The sequence below is a fragment of the Flavobacterium sp. FlaQc-57 genome (genome assembly GCF_044007395.1).
Lineage (GTDB): Bacteria > Bacteroidota > Bacteroidia > Flavobacteriales > Flavobacteriaceae > Flavobacterium.
Genome location: NZ_JBIPDA010000003.1, coordinates 248,169 through 265,881, shown reverse-complemented (window position 1 = coordinate 265,881; position 17,713 = coordinate 248,169). Strand labels below are relative to the sequence as shown.

Here is a 17,713-nt window from a genome sequence, read left to right as displayed (position 1 = left end):
GGAACGAGAAATCTTCGTAAGAAACTCTACTAAGAATTTCAACAATCTTTGTCGACAAACTCGTGTGATTTCTCCTTCGTCGAAATGACAAATTATGTGTTATCTGTTCAATTCTATAGCAGCCAAAATAAAAGGTCCGGTTGCTTTAGGATCGTTGTCTTTTTTTCTTTCGTTTACATAGTAAGAATATGAACCATCACGATAAGGTGTTCCACCTAAACCGGCTACCTGACAAGCTTGTGTAAGTGTAATTCCTCCATCAGCATCTACTTTTGTGATCAATTTAGTCGTTAATCCATCAAAAGCTTTATTGGCTAATTTTTTATATTTTGCCGGTAAATATCCTTTGTTTACTCCTTTTGCAAAAGCATAAGCAAACATTGACGATCCTGATGCTTCAAGATAATTTCCTTCTGCTGCACCTTTATCAGTTACCTGATACCATAAACCAGATTTAGGCTCTTGATATTTAGCCAAAGCAGCACAAGCATTGTTTAAATACTTAACTAATTCTTTTTGTTTTGGATGCTCTTTTGGCATGTAATCTAAAACATCAACCAAAGCCATAACATACCAACCTAAAGCTCTTGACCAGAAATTTGGCGAATTTCCTGTCACTTTATTAGCCCAAGGCATTTGTTTACTTTCATCCCAGGCATGGTACAACAATCCTGTTTTTGGGTCTGTTGCATGCGATTGAATTAACTCGAATTGTTTTGCGATATCATCAAAACTTTTTCCATTTTCAAACGTAAGTGTGTATTGCGCGTAAAATGGTTCTCCCATATACAAACCATCTAACCACATTTGGTTAGGATAAATTTGTTTGTGCCAGAATCCTCCACTTGCGGTACGCGGCTGTTCTGCTAATTGTTTACGCACCAATTGCATTGCCTTCAAATACTTGTCTTCTTTTGAAGTTGCATAAATATCAAAAAGCAAACGTCCCGGTACTACTAAATCAATATTGTATTTATCGAATTCGTACGTTTTAATAGTTCCGTCAGCTTGTACCAGTTCATCAACATATCCTCTTATATACGCTTTATAACGAGCGTCCGGATTCTTTTTGTACAATTCTTCGATTGAATGCAAAACTAAAGCATGAACATAATCCCATTTTGGCTTTTTAGAATCGTCGATCATATACGCTTCAGGATGACGTTTCATTAACGTCAAAGCCATTTTATCTGACCATTTTAAATCTTTAGAAATTACTATTTCCTTTTTTGCCGGTTCTTGCGAAGTCACTTTACAGCTCGCAAAAGTCATTAAACAAACTAAAGCAACCGATGTAAAATAACTTTGTTTTCTATTAATTTTCATTTTAAAATATATTTAAATTCTACTATTTTTCTAATTCAAGTGCAGCCAAAATAAATGGCCCTAACCCATGTGAGTTGTCTGTTTTTATTTTTTCTTTTATGTAATATTCATAAGAGCCATCACGATAAGGATTCCCTCCTAAACCTGCGCTGGCACAAACCTGTGTTATATGAATTTCTCCATCAGGATCGACTGTGATTAATTTATTGATTAAACCATCAAAACCTTTTTCGGCAAGCTTTTTATAACCTGAAGGTAAATATCCTTTTTTTGCTCCTTTTGCAAAAGCATAAACAAACATTTCTGATCCTGAAGCTTCAAGATAATTTCCTTCTTTTGTTCCTGCATCTGTAACCTGAAACCATAATCCTGAGGGATCTTGATATTTTGCAACTGCAACTGAAATTTCATTCAGATATTGAATCAATTCTTTGTGTTTTGGATGCTCTTTTGGCATATAATCCAAAACATCAACCAAAGCCATCATGTACCAGCCAATAGAACGTGACCAAAAATTTGGTGAAGTTCCTGTTTCTTTATTTGCCCACGGCATTTGCTTACTTTCGTCCCAGGCATGAAAAAGTAAACCTGTTTTTTTGTCGATGGTATGCAAATGTATTTGTTCAAATTGTTTTGCTACGTCGTCTAAATTTTTTCCTTTTTCAAATTCTACAGTGTAACGCGCATAAAAAGGCGTTCCCATATACAAACCGTCCAGCCACATTTGGTACGGATAGATTTTTTTATGCCAAAAACCACCCGAATTTGTTCTTGGATGTGTTTCTAACTGCTTTCTTAATGTTTGCATTGCAGTTAAATAACGATTGTCTTTTGTTGTTTTATAAAGATCAAAAAGTATTTTTCCAGCATTTACATAATCAATATTGTAATCTTCCAGTTTATAGTTCATTATTTCGCCTGAACTACTAATAACCGTTTCGCCGTATTCTTTTACATAATTTTCATAAACAGGATTTTTTGTCTTTTTATAAAGTTCCTGAAAAGACATGGTTACTAAACCTAATTTATAATCCCATTTTGGTTTATCATTATTATCTATTTGCCACGCTTTTGGATCACGTTTCATAATAGAAAGCGCCATTCGCTCTGACCATTTTAAATCTTTAGAAATTACAATTTCTTTCTTTAAAGATTCCTGAGCTGTCATTTTACCAAATGAAAATGCAACCAAACAAGTTAGCACGATTGAAACAGCAAAATTTTTCTTTCTATTATTTATCATTTTAAAATGCTTTGTGATTACTACTTATTCAATTCGATTGCACTTAACAAAAATGCTGCGAGAGCCGGCGAACTATTGTCTTTAGTTTTACTGTTGATGTAATACTGATTTGTTCCATCGCGAAAAGGCTTTCCTCCTAAACCTACATTCGACGACACGTTCGAAATAATCACTTGACCTTTTTCGTCTTTCTTTACAAACTCTTTTACGTAAGCGTCAAATGATTTTTGTGCGGTCTTTTTGTAATTTGAGGTTAAATATCCTTTATCTGCACCTTTTGCAAAAGCATAAATAATCATTGCCGATGATGATGATTCTAAATAATTACCTGCCATTTCAGGCTTATCAGCAACCTGATACCACAAACCTGAAGCACTTTTATTTTTATCTGCACTTTTTGCAATTTGATTCAAATATCCAACCAAAGTCTTGTAATTTTTGTTTGTTTTAGGATAATAGTCTAGTGTTTCTACCAAAGCCATCATGTACCAACCTATTCCACGACCCCAAATTGTTGGTGATGTTCCTGTTTCCGGATTTGCCCAACCAATTTCTTTACTTTCATCCCAAGCCTGATAAATCAATCCTGTTTTTTTATCTACCAAATGAGCTTGCACTAATTCAAATTGTTTCGCAACATCGTCTAAAGCTTTATCATTTTCATATTTAACAGTGTATTGCGTGTAAAAAGGTTCTGCCATGTACAAACCATCAACCCACATTTGATTTGGATAAATTTGCTTGTGCCAAAATCCTCCGCTCGCCGTTCTCGGCTGACTTTCAAGTTGAGTTCTTATTTGCTGTAATACTTTTAAATAGCGATTGTCTTTTGTTACTTCATATAAATTGAACAGCAATTTTGCAGGATTTGCACAATCGATATTGTATTCTTTAATATCATATTTAGCAATATTTCCATCAGTATCAATTAGTTCATCAGCATATCCTTTTATGTAATTGAAGTACTTTTTGTCATTTGTTTTCTGATATAATTTTTCAAAACCGGACAGTACCAATCCCATTTTGTAATCCCATTTTGGTTTTTCAGTTCCGTCAATCTGATAGGCTTTTGGGTATTTGTTCAAAATAGTAATTGCCGTTCTTTCTGACCATTTTACATTGTCAGGAAGAACAGCAATTTCTGCAGTTTGCGCAATTGTTTTACTACTGAAAATCAATAGTAAAACAATTGAATATTTGGTGAAATTTGTCATTATAAAAGTTGATTTAAACATATATTATATTTAATCATTTGTTTGTTTTTTACCACAAAAATTACATCTTACCTTTTTTGTTCAGTATTTCTAATTTTTGATCTAAATACTTCACAAACTCTTCTTTCGATTTAATACCATTTGGCTCTTGTTCCCAAGCACCTAAAAGGTAAAAAGAAGTTTTTTTAGTCGTTGGTTTAAATACCAAAAGATAATCTAAATCTGTATCCGGAGCACTTTCAATTGTATTGACTTCATAAAAAATAGCCATTCCTAATTTGTCCGGAACCAACGATTGTACACCATAAGTTGCTATATAAGCCCATTTTTTATTTTTACTTTCTTTCTTTAAGAATTCAGTATTTTTTTGTTTTGCAATTCCGGTACAAATTCCTTTAATTTCTTTTGAAGCCTGAATCGTGTGTTGTGTATAAAGTTCGTCCGGCTTAATTGTTAACTCTGATGTAAAATCAATTTTATCAGAAGCAGTTTTCCATCCATAATATTGCACTTTTACGCCTGATTCATTTATTTTATTTACCACAGTTGCAATAGTAGAATCGACTTCACGAAAGTGCAATTTTTCATTATTTAAATAACGATCAATAGATCCGATTCCGATCGCTTTACCTGCTTTCAAAATATCTGCTCCCCAATCGCTCATTTCATGATAAGAGTCGAAATTATCCTGTCCTACTTTTGGCAAAATCATCTCTGGAGTTTTCTTTCCGAAAATATCAATCGCATTTCTCCAGTCTAAGTACAAACGATATCCAATTCGGTTGCTTTCCCATCCCGGACCTTCGTAACGAATATCAAATGAATGATCGGTATGTTCAGGAGCCAATTTTAATCTGTCAACATTTTTAAAAACAGTTCCGCCAATATATTTACGTCCTTCCCATTTTCCATCTGTTTTTGCAGATATTTCGGCATACGTCTTAGCCGTTTTTATATCATATTTTTTTTGAGCATTAACTGTCGTAACACCAACTAAAAATAAGGTCGCTAATGTGATTTTTGTTTTCATTTTTTATTATAATTATTTAAATATTTTATCTAAAAATTGTGTCGTATAAACCACGGTTTCATTAAACCAAGGCTGAAAAAACCAAAAAGAATGAGGCGAATTCTGAATTGTTTTTACTTCGCTATAAATCTTATTTTGATTTAAAATTGCAATCATATCATCTCTTCCTGCATGAAACCGATCAAAACTGCTGTTTATAAACAATGTTGGCGGCGTATTTTTATCGGCATGATTTAAAGCCGATGCCTTTTTCCAGTTTTCCGGATTTTCTTCATATGTTCCGTTCAACCAAAAAGCAGCCATTTCTCCTTCTTCAGATTCCGGATGTTTAAATGCTAAAATTCCATCTACATCGATAATTGCCTGAACCTTTGAAGAAGATTTACTCTTATATTGAACATCTTCAAAACCAAAATCTTCATTTGTTGTACCAATCAAAGCTGCCATCTGACCTCCGGAAGAGCATCCTAAAACGGCAATTTTGTTTGGATCTACATGGAATTTTTTTGCGTTATCTTTTATAAATTTAATTGCATTTTTTATATCAAAAATCCCTTGCGGATATTTCGCCTCGAGCGATAATCTGTATTCAATTGCAAAACAAGAATATCCTTTTGAGCTTATTTCTTGTGCCAAAACCTTCATTTGATCTTTATTTCCTGATCTCCATCCTCCACCATGAATCATAATAATTCCTGGATTTCTTTTTTCATTTTTATTATAAAAAGCATCTAAATGCAACGCTCTATCTTTGTTTTTGTAATAAACTACATTTTCAATTTGAATGTCATTTGTACCTTTATTTGCTTCAGCAATTTTTATGAAAGGATATTTCTTAATCAGTTTCTTATAAGTACTTCTTTCCGTGTAGGATGTATCTACATTATAAGTCTGCTGCGCCGAAATGGTGCAGGTAATGAATACTAAAATGAATACAACTTTTCGCATTAAAATTAATCTCTTTTTTTAGTTAAGAAAGGAGCCCGATACAGGGATCGAACTCCTTTTTAACTTCTTCAAAAAAACTTACCCTCAATAAAATATCGAATTACTAATAACCAGGATTCTGAGGAAAATCCTTGTTCTGATTTAAGTCTAGCGCCGATTGTGGTATTGGTCTTAAAATTTTAAGTTTACCGTCTACTCCAACAAAATTTGCTGCTTTGATTTTATAATTATATGCCGAAGCTCTTGCAACTAAAGTTCCTGTACGTTTCAAATCGAACCAACGTTTGTACTCTCCAACCAGTTCTCTTCCTCTTTCATCTAAAATATAATCGATGTTGAATTGTGCAGCGGTTGCATTTGCTACGCCTGCTCTTCTTCTCACTTCATTTAAACGATCCAGACCTGTTGTAGGGTTTCCGGCTTTTAAATACGCTTCAGCCGCTACTAAATACGTTTCGCCCAATCTTGCAACAATAATGTCTCTTGTACTTACAAGACCGGTGCTTGATGGTGTAGTTGGATCCGGGTCATCGAATTTCTTAACAGGAATTGTATAGCAATCCAAGTTTTGAATTAAAGTATGTGCTGCCGAATATTCTCCCCAAGGATGGTACACAAATGTTGCTGATTTTCTAGATGCATTTGCTGTATTCCAAGCTGCTTTATCGGCTGGTGTAAACCATTTTGGCTCATAAAAATGTCTCACTTTTAATGTTGCGGGAGATGTACTTCTGTAATATGGATAGTACAAAATTGTTTTTGTTACTCCATTTGTTGTTTCAGGACCTTCTAAAATTTCTGTCATAAAGGTAGCATCCCATCTTTTATCTCCTTTTTCATATAAACCTAAAGCATAATCAGTTGGGCATAAATTGTAACTTCTTAACGGAGCTCCTGTTTCTGCACCTCCTAAATACGAACTGAAATAATAAAACTGATTGTTTCCTAATTTTGTTGGATCTGTACTTGTTGAAGCTTTATCGTATTGTACAGAAAAAATAGTTTCTAAATTTAAATCATTTCCTGGTTTGAATAATTGGTCAAAAGCAATATTTAATCCTTGTCCTGCAATTGCAGCATCAGCATAAGCAGCTGCTTTTGTAAAATCAGCAGGAGTACCAAAAGTTTCATATCCTCTTGTTAAATACACTTTTGCCAATAAATCATTTACGGCTCTTTTGTTTACTTTTCCTGTTGTAGCATAAGCTGAAGTACCTACAGCTGCCAAAGAAGCATCTAAATCTGCAATGATTTGTGTGTAAACTTCTTCAGCTGTATTTCTTTTAAAAGATAAAACTGCAGAGGTAATGTTATCCAAAACAATTGGAACTCCACCATAAGTCTGAACCAATAAAAAATAAGCATTGGCTCTCATATATTTTGCTTCGCCAACAAGTGTATTTAAATTTGCCGTTTGCTCTGTTACTGTCGAATAATAAACTGTATTATTCACTGACTGAATTTGCTGATAGCAAGAAGTATACAAATCATCGACATTTGCTGCTGATGGAATTAATAAAGTATATTGACTTATACCTGCCGGTTCAGGAGTTCTTCCTTCGGCATACATATCTGTACCTGACTCAAACAACCATGGATTTCCTCCATAAATTCCTTTTAGTTTGGCATAGTTAGAATTTACTAATAACTGAAATCCTGATGCTGTTTTGTATGTTGCATCTGCTGGAACGTTAGAAAGACTTTCTTCTTCAATGTAATCACTACATGAACTAAAAGCGGTTACGATTATTCCTAATATTAATATTATCTTTTTCATTTTATATCTTATTAAAATTTAACACTTAAGCCCAATTGCGTTGTAACAGATGCAGGACGGTTAATACCAAAGTTTGAACCTGCCCATTCCGGATCATATCCGTCAAAATTTGTAAACACAAATGGGTCTAAAACATTTACATAAATTCTTAAATTGCTCATTTTAATCTTTTTAAGCAATTCTGAATTGAAAGTGTATCCTAAAGAGATATTTTTAATTTTAACATAAGATGCATCTCTATAGTATCCAAATAAAGAAGTCCAATAAGCACCTGCTCCTGTTGCAATAGGTCCTGGTCTTGGGTTAGAATTGTCAGCGTTTGCAGCAATACCGGTTCCGTTTGTTGGAATAAAATAATCCATTTTAATTTTTTGACGACCTCTATCACTTACGTCAGCAAAATTTTGATGAAACGTACTTAATACTGTTTGTCCCTGACTTGTAATTACTGAGAAATTAAAATCAAACTGACCAACTGTTAATTTAGAATAAAAACTTCCTTGCCACTCTGGATTTGCGTTACCAATTACTTGTCTGTCATCAGCATTAAATTTACCGTCTCCGTTCAAATCTTTTGGTCTCGCCTGACCTGGAGCCATACCATAAGTTGCTGCTTTAGCCGCTTCGCTCTCCTGCCAAACACCATCATAAACGTAATTGTAGTTTGGATTTATTTCTGAACCTAAAATCAGTTTGTTTCCAATATCGCTTACTTTATCCTGATTGTAGATAGACTCTAATTTGTTTACGTTTTTAGTAAATGTGAAAGTAGTCTCCCAATTTACTTTGTTCGATTTTATATTTTTAGTAGTCAATAAAACCTCGATTCCTTTATTACTTACAGAACCAACATTAGCAAAGGTATTTTTCCATCCTGTTTCTAATGGCAATTGCTGTTTGTAAATCAAATCATCAGATAATCTATCATAAACATCTACACTACCTGTAATTCTGTTTTTTAAGAATCCAAAATCAACACCTAAATTTACCTCTCTTGTTTTTTCCCAAGTCAGGTTTTGATTGGCTAAATTTTCAGACTGCCATCCAGGAACTACATTTGTTCCATTAGCATAAAAAGTCTGCTGATTTAATAAAGCTTGTGAAGTATATGGCGCCACATTATCATTTCCTGTATACCCTAAACTTGCTCTAAGTTTCAAATCAGAAACTACAGAACTATTTACTAAAAACGATTCCTTGCTGATTTTCCAACCTAAAGCAACAGATGGAAAACTTTGCCATTTATTATCTTTTGATAAAACAGATGAACCATCCCATCTATTAGAAGCTGTCAATAAATATTTATCTTTAAAAGTATAGTTCAAACGAACTGCATAAGAACTTAATGTGTTTTTTGCATATCCAGAAGTTAAGTTATAACTTGTCTGAACTCCTGAACCCATATTATTTGTTCCAACATCAAAAGGCTGATTGTTAGAATACATATATGAATTTTCATCTACATTAGAATACGAACTCTGCAATAATAATAAGCTAAAATCATGTACATCATTAAAAGTATGTTTTAAATCAACCTGATTATCCCATGTATAATTAAAATTATTGAACGTTTTAATTGATGCTGAGTTTTTACCGTTTAATGTTACACCATTATTTGTCTGTGCAGTATAAGCACTGTTTGTACTTGTATTTTGAATTCCTGCAGAAAATGTTGTTTTGAATGTTAACCATTTTAATGGCTGGTATTGCATATAAACATTTCCAACGGTTTGCCATGTTTTTTCAGTTTGAGATGAATTGGCAATCTCCATTAACGGATTTACAGCACTGGTTTTATTAATTGCCCAAGAACCATCAGGATATGTTAGTTTTCCAGGTAAAAAGAATAAAGTACCTACTTTTTCATTTCCTGCAGCATCAACTGCCCAAGGTGACATAAGCGGACTTAATCTAAAAGCATCCTGCATTGCCAAATCACTACCTAATTGCGTATCAACGTGTGCAATAGTAACATTTGCTCCTGTAGAAAATTTATCATTTATTTTGTGGTTTAATCCTAATTTGAAAGAGTATTTATCAGTTCCATCATTATCGATTAAACCTTCGTCGCTTTGTATACCGAAACCTAAATTATAACTCAATCCAGAATCAGAACGTCCTGAAATATTCAAATAATTATTTTGAGTCATACCCGGTTTCAACACTGCATCATACCAGTCAAAACTGTATCCTGCATTTGCTCTTGATACTAACAATGGGCTTTGATTTCCTGCCAAAGCAGCTAGTTGAGCAGGTGTTTGTGTAGCAGGTGTTGCGCTCATATAGGCAACTTGGTGAAATTTCCACCATTCTGCACCGCTCATCATTTCAGGTAATCTTGCAGCAGTCTTTGTTCCGTAAGAAGAATCGAAAGTTACATTGATACCTGATTTCGCATTTATTCCGCTCTTAGTTGTAACAATGATAACTCCATTAGATCCTCTTGAACCGTAAATTGCTGCCGAAGATGCATCTTTTAGAACGTCCATTCTGGCAATATCCTGCGGATTCAAAAAGTCTATTCCGTCCATTGGTACACCGTCAACAACATACAAAGGAGTTGATCCTAATACATTTGGATTACTAGAATCAGCTAATAACGAGTTGTTACCTCTGATCACTACTTTAAATCCGTCACCAACACGTCCTGAACTAGAAGAAATCTGAACCCCAGGCGTGCTTCCCTGAATTGCTTCTAAGGCGCTTGTTGTATTTCTTTCGGTAATTGTTGCGGCATTAATAGTGCTCACAGAACCGGTAAGATCAGTCTTTTTTACAGATCCGTACCCCACAACAACAACTTCGTTAAGTGAGTTCGATTGCTCTACAAGACTAACATTTACTTTACTTTTTCCTGCAACACTAACTTCTTGTGTTTGAAAGCCTAAATAGCTAATTACTAAAATAGCCTTACTGCTAGTGACGTTAATTTTAAAACTTCCCTCAAAATCTGTCGAGGTTCCGTTTTTAGTTCCTTTTTCCTGGATGTTAACACCTGGTAGTGATAGTCCCGAAGCATCTGTGATCTTCCCTTCTATAACAGTCGATTGAGCATAAATCGAATTGCTCAACAAAAAGTTCAGGAAAAATAAAAATACAGCACTGTATTTTATTTTTTTCTTTAATGGTTGTTTCGTATTCATAGTTTAGTTTAAGTGGTTTGGTTAATTGATAGTTTTTAATTTTTAATTGATTCTACTTTTTTCTCATTGATATAGGTATTAATAAATTTTATGTTCTTCACATTTTTCAATAAATAGATCGAATCTACTTTTTGAATGACTACATTTTTAAGCGTAATATTTTCAACTGGAGACTCTTTATATCCTTCGGCCCAGACACTATATTTTCCTCCGTTTTTCACCTTCACATTTTCTAGACTAATGTTTCTTATTGTCGGAATAAAATTTCCGGTTTGTGATCCGTAAACATTGTAAAACATGTTCAATTTTAAAACACATTCCTTAACAGTTCCAACTTCAAGATTTCGAACAAAAACATTTTCTATAATTCCGCCTCTTTTTGAATTTGTTTTAATACGAATCGCACGATCAAGGTTCGGACTATCCATTACACAATCTTCAACAAAAACATTGTTTACACCGGCTGATATTTCGCTTCCAATCACTACTCCGCCATGACCATCAATCATTTTACAATTTTGAACGATAATATTTTTACTTGGTATTGCAACTCTTCTTCCATCAGCATCGCGGCCAGCTTTGATCGCAATACAATCGTCTCCGGTATTAAAAGTGCAGTTTTTAATCAGTATGTTTTGAGAATATTCAGGATCGCAGCCATCATTGTTTGGACCGTGACTATTTACTGTAACTCCATCAATTATTATGTTGTTAGACTTTAAAGGATGTAAAATCCAAAATGGCGCATTTATTACTGTGATATCTTTTACTAAAACAGTATTACATTCAAAAAACTCGATGAAATTAGGTCGTAAATAACGTCCGTCTCCAAAAACTCTTTCTGCAACAGGAACATTTTTTTCAGCCATTTCAACTAATACTTCACGATTTTGAGGATCATTTTGCGACGGAATCCCTTTTTTCCATCCGTAATCTTTACCTCCAGACCAAATCCACCAATTGGTACGATCAGCCTGACCGTTTAACGTTCCTTTTCCGGTTATCGCAACATTAGTTTTATTTTTAGCATAAATAAGAGGTGAATAATTCATTAATTCAGTTCCTTCAAACGAAGTATGAACAATTGGATAATCTTTAGGATTAATACTAAAAAGGATTTCAGCATTGTCTGCTAAATGTAAATTCACATTGCTTTCTAAATGTATCGCTCCTGTCAAATACTTTCCATTAGGAACTAATACCTGACCTCCGCCATTTTCGGCACATGCTTTTACAGCCTTCTCAAAAGCAAGCGTATTTAACGTTTTTCCATCCGCTACAGCGCCAAAATCGTTAATACTATAAATTTTATTAGGAAAATTTGTTTTAGAAATACTTTTAACAATCAATTCTTTTTGTTTCCAAGGATCAGATTCTGAGACACTAGATTTTTTTTCCGCACATGAAAACACCATCAAAGCTAATGCGCTTATCATTGAAACCGACTTAAACACTCTAAGTTTATTTGAAATCATGCTGAACTGTATTTTATTGTTTGAAAGTCAAAACAATGTAATTATGTAATCGATTACACGAAAATAGAAAATAAGTTCCAATGCACCAAATTTATTTAGAAATTAATTATATATTTAATTTTTATTATGAAATATAATTGCACTTAATGTAAAAAAACTAATAATTTATTATCATTGTAGAACTGAAAACGTTTTAGTTATAAATTATGGTAATCGATAACATTTTGTTTGAGGTTATAAAAAAATATGTATTTTTGTTTTGAATTAATCCGAAAAATCTTTTTTTAATGAGCGAAAAAATAACCATTTACGATATTGCTGAAAAATTGAATATCACTGCTGCTACCGTCTCGCGAGCGTTAAACAACAATCCGAAGATAAAAGAAAGCACACGTGAGTTGGTTATAAAAACCGCTGCTGCAATGAATTACAAGCAGAACAAACTTGCTTTAGCATTAAAAAGTGGTCGAAGTAATAATATAGGTGTAATCGTTCCGCGTATTGACAGCAACTTTTTTGCATCTGTAATTAGAGGAATTGAAGAAGAATTACACCCTCATGGTTATCAGGTAATTATTTGCCAAACACATGAAAGCACCAAAAGAGAGAATGAAAATTTGTACACCCTTATAGACGCACAAGTTGATGGTATCATTATGTCTGTTACTGATGTTACGGGCGAGAATGATGGCGCTTTTCAAAATGTATTAGAAAAAAATGTTCCTCTTATCTTTTTTGACAGAAGTAAACATATTGACGGTGTTAGCTCAGTAACCATCAATGACTTTAGAGGCGGATATTTAACTACAAAACATTTAATCAATGAAGGCTGCAGACATATTGCACACTTGTCAGGTGATCAGTCTCTTGAAATCTTCAAAAACAGGTTTTTAGGATATAAGCAAGCTTTATTAGATAGCGGAATTACATTTAAAGAAGAATATGTCATTCCTGTAAAAAGTATGGTAGAAGCGGGAAAAAATGCGGTTGATATTTTACTACAACTAGAAACACCTCCAGATGCCATATTTTCATCAAGTGATTTTGCTGCTTTAGGCGCCATTCAGGAGTTAAAAGAAAGAAACATAAGTATTCCAAATGAATTTTGCGTAGCAGGCTTCAGTAATGAACCTTTTACCAAGTTCATGGAATTATCAATAACTTCCGTCGATCAGTCTCCACTTGAAATGGGAAAAATGTCAGCTCGTGTTTTTTTAGAGCAGGTAGACAAAACCGATACAATTAAAATTGAAAAAAAGGTAGTTCTTGCTCCTGAATTGCACATTCGTAAATCTTCGTCAAGAACCACCTTCTAGATAAAATAAAACCAAATAAGTAATATAAGCTCATTTTTAAAGTGAGCTTTTTTTATTTTACATTCTTAACTAAATATCTCGCTCCACTGGAGCTTGAATATCGATGGCTAATTGTTATCTGTAAATATTTTGCTCCGCTGGAGCTTTCTCTATTCAAAAAAAAAAAAAAAAAGAGACGCACTACTGTGCGTCTCTACATATAAACCTTTGTCACTTTGTATCTCTGTACCTTTGCAACTAATACTCTTTATAAAGAAACTCCTCTTTTCCAAGGAATAAAATCGTTTTGATTTAAGATTGCTGCTTTGGTTTTAATAGTACCACTAGCAACATCTATGATAAATTCTAACATTTCATCAGCCATTTCATCAATAGATTTTTCTCCGGTGATAATTCCACCAGTATCAATATCAATAATATCAGACATTTTAGTCGCCAATTGAGTGTTTGATGAAATTTTCACAACCGGAGCAATTGGGTTTCCTGTTGGAGTTCCCAAACCTGTTGTAAACAATACCATATTTGCTCCTGAACCTACCATTGCCGTTGTACATTCTACATCATTTCCAGGAGTACATAACAATGTGAAGCCTGGTTCATTAATATATTCTCCATAATCAAATACTCCTGTAATAGGCGAAGTTCCACCTTTTTTAGCAGCACCTGCAGATTTCATTGCATCAGTAATCAAACCGTCCTTAATATTACCTGGCGACGGATTCATATCAAATCCTGAACCTGCATCTACAACTGTTTTTTCATACCATTGCATTAGATCTAGGAAACGTTTTCCATCCTTATCATCTACACAACGATTTACTAATTCTTGTTCTACTCCACATAATTCAGGAAATTCAGAAAGAATTGTAGTTCCTCCTAAAGCAACTAAATGATCTGATAAAACTCCCAATGTTGGATTAGCAGAAATTCCAGAGAATCCATCAGAACCGCCACATTCTAAACCAATTCTTAATTTAGATAATGGAGCAGGCTCTCTTTTTATTTCATTTGCAACTTTAATCGCTTCAAAAGTATCTTTTACAACACTACTAAGCATTGTTTCGATAGTTCCTATTTGCTGTTGATCGTAAATTAAAACAGGTTTTTTACTGTTTGGATTTATTGCATCTAAAGCATCTTTAAAAATCTGAATTTGTAAATTCTGACATCCTAAACTCAATACAGTAGCTCCGGCAACGTTTGGATTATTAACATAACCAGCTAATAATTTAGCCAAACTATGCGAATCCTGACGAATTCCACCACATCCACCTTGATGTGTAATGAATTTTACTTCGATGTTGTTAAACAAGTTAGCATCATTTGAAGCCGCTTCATTTCCTGCACCGCCAGTTTCTGTTTTTACTAAAGAACGAAGTAACAACTGATAATCGTTCTCTTTAGGTTTCATCAACTCTTTTTCGAAAATATCTTTTAAGATTTCGATGTTTCTGTTTTCACAGAATACTAATGGAAAAAATAACCAAACATTTTCAGTTCCAACCTGTCCGTCTTCTCTGTGGTAACCTTGCCATGTTCTGTCTTTCCATTTATCAATATTTGGAGCAGTCCAGCCAATTGTTTCAGTTTTACCCGTAACCTTATCACTTTCGTGTTTTACGTTTGCTGTAGAAAGTAATCCTCCTTTTTCGATTCTGGCACTAGCTTTTCCAACCAATACACCATACATAATAATCCTGTCTCCTACATTAAAAGGAACCATCGCGATTTTATGTTTCATTTTCACATCACTCTCAATAGTAATATCCTCACCTTCAAAGTGTATCACTTCACCAGCTGAAAGATTTACTAAAGCTACTGCTACGTTATCAGTAGGATGAACTTTTATTAATTTTTTTTGCGTTGCCATAACTAAACTTTCTGAGTTATTGTATTTAATTGTTTTTGAAAATTGGCGAAACCATTTTCTATTCCGTTTGCATCAATTTCTTCTAAAGCAATTGTAATCGCTTTTGTTAATCCCGGAATTTCAGTTAGATCTTCATCCCAGAAACTTTTGTTTTGCAATGTAAGTCTTGCGATTTTTTCATAATCATCTGATTTCCATAAACCATGAAAAAACGAAACAATATCGTCACTATCTTTAACCGGTAAACTTTCACTATTCCATGTTCTTTTGTAGAAACGAATTAAACTCGCTAATGAAAAAGTCAAATTAACAGGCAGTTTTTTGTTAGCATTATAATATCCTAATAAACTAGGTAAAACTCTTACTTTGAATTTCGAAACAGAATTTAATGCAATATCAGCAAGTGCATGTTTGATAAATGGATTTTTAAATCGGTCCATTACCTCCTCAGTATAGGCGGTAATTTCATTTTTATCCATATCAAGAGTTTCACTAATTTCACTAATAACGCTATTTACAAATTTTCCACTAAAATCTCCATTTACAGTTTCCATTACTAATTTGTTACCATACAAAAGTGAAAAAGGAACCATTGCCGTGTGTGCACCGTTTAAAATACGAACTTTAATCATTTTAAAAGGACGTATATCATCAACGATTTTTACATTCAAATCCGTTTTATGAAAAGGCAATTTTGCTTTTAAAGCGTCTCCACCTTCAATAGCCCAAAGGAAAAAAGGTTCAGCAGCGACAATTAAATTGTCCTGATAATCTAATTTATTATTGTATTCTTCAATTTCAGCTCTTGGATATCCAGGGACAATTCTGTCAACCAAAGTACTGTGATAAGTACAAGCATCTGATACCCAAGTTTTAAATGCATCTTCTAACTTCCATGTATCGCAATATTGCAAGATATATTTTTTCAGTGTCTCTGAGTTATAATCAATCAATTCACAAGGAATGATTGTTACTCCTTTAGAAGCATCTCCGTTAAAATGTTTAAATCTTTCATATAATAAAACCGTCAGCTTTGCAGGAAATGACACTGGCGGCTGCATGTCGGGAGTATCACTTTCAATGAATTCAATTCCAGCTTCAGTAGTATTAGAAACAATAAACTGAAGTTCTTCTTCTTTGGCTAAAGCCAAATAATTTGCAAATTCAGTATATGGATTTATCGTTTTTACAATATTTGTAATTAACTCAATATCTTGTATCTTTTCACCTTTTTTAATTCCGTTCATAAACAAAGTATACAGACCGTCCTGCTCATTAATCAGGTTCACCATACCGTCTTTCAAAGGCTGAACTATTGCAATACCGGCATTAAAATCAACTTCTTTATTTAGTTTATGAAAAGCGTAGTCAACAAAAGCTCTTAAAAAGTTACCTTCTCCAAACTGAACCACCTTAATTGGCTGCAACTTTTCTAATCCTGTATTTATTCTATTTAATTTTTTCATTTTAAAATTTCTTTAAAGCGTTATAAATAATCACATTTAAATACCTTATTTTTTTTCTTTTTGAAACTTCTTCAAACTTGTAAAAGAAACATTACACTTGTAAGTAAAATAAATCTTGCTGTGAGGAGTGACAAGTTTTATTTTGCAAGCGTAATGCTCAATTACAATCTCTAAAATCTAAAAAAAACGCAATCTTAAATAAGGAATTGGCATGATTACTTCCTTATTTATTTCTAATATTTTTGATGATTTCCAGCACTTGACTGACTTTAGTTTTTAGTCCGTCAAAATCCTGTTTATCTAGTATATCTTTTGAAATTAACTGAGATCCGATTCCAACACAGGTTGCACCTGCATTTAGCCACGAAGACAAACTTTCTACCGTTGGAAAAACACCACCAGTTGGCATTATATTCGTCCATGGACATGGTCCTTTAATCGCTTTTATAAACTCCGGTCCGTAAATATCTGCAGGGAATAATTTTACAATTTCACAACCTAATTCTTCCGCTCTTGCAATTTCTGTTAAAGTTCCGCAACCCGGAGACCACAATACTTTACGTCGGTTACAAGCTATAGCTATATCTTCTCTAAAAACGGGAGTTACAATAAAATTAGCTCCTAAACTCATATATAACGACGCTGCCGCAGCATCTGTAATAGAACCTACACCCAACATCATTCCCGGCAATTCAGCCAAAGCATATTTGTTTAAAGCTCCAAAAACTTCATGAGCAAAATCGCCTCTGCTTGTAAACTCCATTAATCGCGCACCACCCTCATAACAAGCTTTTAACACCTTCTTACTTATTTCTAAATCTGAATGAAAAAACAACGGAACCATTCCGTTTTCCTTCATTTGTAAAGCCACTTCAATTCTTGAATATTTTGCCATTTTATTTTAA

The 17,713-nt window shown here is 33.6% G+C and carries 12 protein-coding genes; 1 reads left to right on the top strand and 11 read right to left on the bottom strand.

What is annotated here, in order from left to right:
- Positions 1–99: 99 nt before the first annotated feature.
- From ACHRVZ_RS12105 to ACHRVZ_RS12070, 8 genes are all read right to left on the bottom strand, one after another.
- Positions 100–1,326, bottom strand: a complete 1,227-nt coding sequence (locus tag ACHRVZ_RS12105) for a glycoside hydrolase family 105 protein (protein WP_395422728.1) — start codon at positions 1,324–1,326, stop codon at positions 100–102.
- Between the two features lie 22 nt (positions 1,327–1,348).
- Positions 1,349–2,569: a glycoside hydrolase family 105 protein gene (locus ACHRVZ_RS12100; protein ID WP_395422727.1), complete on the bottom strand. Its 1,221-nt coding sequence runs from the start codon at positions 2,567–2,569 to the stop codon at positions 1,349–1,351.
- 20 nt (positions 2,570–2,589) lie between these two features.
- Positions 2,590–3,783, bottom strand: coding sequence for a glycoside hydrolase family 105 protein (locus tag ACHRVZ_RS12095; RefSeq protein WP_395422725.1), 1,194 nt, complete (start codon positions 3,781–3,783; stop codon positions 2,590–2,592).
- A gap of 61 nt (positions 3,784–3,844) precedes the next feature.
- Entirely contained in the window at positions 3,845–4,813 is a 969-nt protein-coding gene (locus ACHRVZ_RS12090) for a DUF4861 family protein (RefSeq protein WP_395422723.1), read from the bottom strand.
- A 12-nt stretch (positions 4,814–4,825) separates the two neighbouring features.
- Positions 4,826–5,761 (bottom strand): alpha/beta hydrolase fold domain-containing protein, encoded by a 936-nt coding sequence (locus tag ACHRVZ_RS12085; protein WP_395422722.1) that lies wholly within the window; start codon positions 5,759–5,761, stop codon positions 4,826–4,828.
- Between the two features lie 103 nt (positions 5,762–5,864).
- A complete protein-coding gene (locus ACHRVZ_RS12080; RefSeq protein WP_395422720.1) occupies positions 5,865–7,538 on the bottom strand; it encodes a RagB/SusD family nutrient uptake outer membrane protein in 1,674 nt (557 codons plus the stop codon).
- An 11-nt stretch (positions 7,539–7,549) separates the two neighbouring features.
- On the bottom strand, positions 7,550–10,681 hold the full coding sequence (locus ACHRVZ_RS12075; RefSeq protein ID WP_395422718.1) for a SusC/RagA family TonB-linked outer membrane protein: 3,132 nt from the start codon (positions 10,679–10,681) through the stop codon (positions 7,550–7,552).
- 35 nt (positions 10,682–10,716) lie between these two features.
- Positions 10,717–12,156, bottom strand: coding sequence for a glycoside hydrolase family 28 protein (locus ACHRVZ_RS12070; RefSeq protein WP_395422717.1), 1,440 nt, complete (start codon positions 12,154–12,156; stop codon positions 10,717–10,719).
- A 287-nt stretch (positions 12,157–12,443) separates the two neighbouring features.
- Between ACHRVZ_RS12070 and ACHRVZ_RS12065 the strand changes: the two genes are divergently transcribed.
- The gene (locus tag ACHRVZ_RS12065; RefSeq protein WP_395422716.1) at positions 12,444–13,472 is read left to right on the top strand and encodes a LacI family DNA-binding transcriptional regulator; all 1,029 of its coding nucleotides are present in this window, start codon (positions 12,444–12,446) and stop codon (positions 13,470–13,472) included.
- A 247-nt stretch (positions 13,473–13,719) separates the two neighbouring features.
- On the opposite strand, the gene ACHRVZ_RS12060 is transcribed toward ACHRVZ_RS12065, so the two are convergent.
- The 3 genes from ACHRVZ_RS12060 to ACHRVZ_RS12050 all read right to left on the bottom strand — a co-directional run bounded on the left by ACHRVZ_RS12060 (position 13,720) and on the right by ACHRVZ_RS12050 (position 17,703).
- Positions 13,720–15,342 (bottom strand): UxaA family hydrolase, encoded by a 1,623-nt coding sequence (locus tag ACHRVZ_RS12060; protein ID WP_395422714.1) that lies wholly within the window; start codon positions 15,340–15,342, stop codon positions 13,720–13,722.
- Between the two features lie 2 nt (positions 15,343–15,344).
- Positions 15,345–16,808 carry a tagaturonate reductase gene (locus ACHRVZ_RS12055; protein WP_395422713.1) on the bottom strand — a complete coding sequence of 488 codons (1,464 nt, stop codon included), beginning with the start codon at positions 16,806–16,808 and terminating at the stop codon, positions 15,345–15,347.
- 223 nt (positions 16,809–17,031) lie between these two features.
- Positions 17,032–17,703 carry a bifunctional 4-hydroxy-2-oxoglutarate aldolase/2-dehydro-3-deoxy-phosphogluconate aldolase gene (locus ACHRVZ_RS12050; RefSeq protein ID WP_395422712.1) on the bottom strand — a complete coding sequence of 224 codons (672 nt, stop codon included), beginning with the start codon at positions 17,701–17,703 and terminating at the stop codon, positions 17,032–17,034.
- Positions 17,704–17,713 lie beyond the last annotated feature (10 nt).

Bases quoted from the DNA above. Each gene is read 5' to 3' on its own strand.
- ACHRVZ_RS12095 (WP_395422725.1), bottom strand. From the start codon at position 3,783: ATGACAAATTTCACCAAATATTCAATTGTTTTACTATTGATTTTCAGT.
- ACHRVZ_RS12065 (WP_395422716.1), top strand. From the start codon at position 12,444: ATGAGCGAAAAAATAACCATTTACGATATTGCTGAAAAATTGAATATC.
- ACHRVZ_RS12055 (WP_395422713.1), bottom strand. From the start codon at position 16,808: ATGAAAAAATTAAATAGAATAAATACAGGATTAGAAAAGTTGCAGCCA.
- ACHRVZ_RS12105 (WP_395422728.1), bottom strand. From the start codon at position 1,326: ATGAAAATTAATAGAAAACAAAGTTATTTTACATCGGTTGCTTTAGTT.
- ACHRVZ_RS12100 (WP_395422727.1), bottom strand. From the start codon at position 2,569: ATGATAAATAATAGAAAGAAAAATTTTGCTGTTTCAATCGTGCTAACT.
- ACHRVZ_RS12050 (WP_395422712.1), bottom strand. From the start codon at position 17,703: ATGGCAAAATATTCAAGAATTGAAGTGGCTTTACAAATGAAGGAAAAC.
- ACHRVZ_RS12080 (WP_395422720.1), bottom strand. From the start codon at position 7,538: ATGAAAAAGATAATATTAATATTAGGAATAATCGTAACCGCTTTTAGT.
- ACHRVZ_RS12075 (WP_395422718.1), bottom strand. From the start codon at position 10,681: ATGAATACGAAACAACCATTAAAGAAAAAAATAAAATACAGTGCTGTA.
- ACHRVZ_RS12060 (WP_395422714.1), bottom strand. From the start codon at position 15,342: ATGGCAACGCAAAAAAAATTAATAAAAGTTCATCCTACTGATAACGTA.
- ACHRVZ_RS12085 (WP_395422722.1), bottom strand. From the start codon at position 5,761: ATGCGAAAAGTTGTATTCATTTTAGTATTCATTACCTGCACCATTTCG.
- ACHRVZ_RS12070 (WP_395422717.1), bottom strand. From the start codon at position 12,156: ATGATTTCAAATAAACTTAGAGTGTTTAAGTCGGTTTCAATGATAAGC.
- ACHRVZ_RS12090 (WP_395422723.1), bottom strand. From the start codon at position 4,813: ATGAAAACAAAAATCACATTAGCGACCTTATTTTTAGTTGGTGTTACG.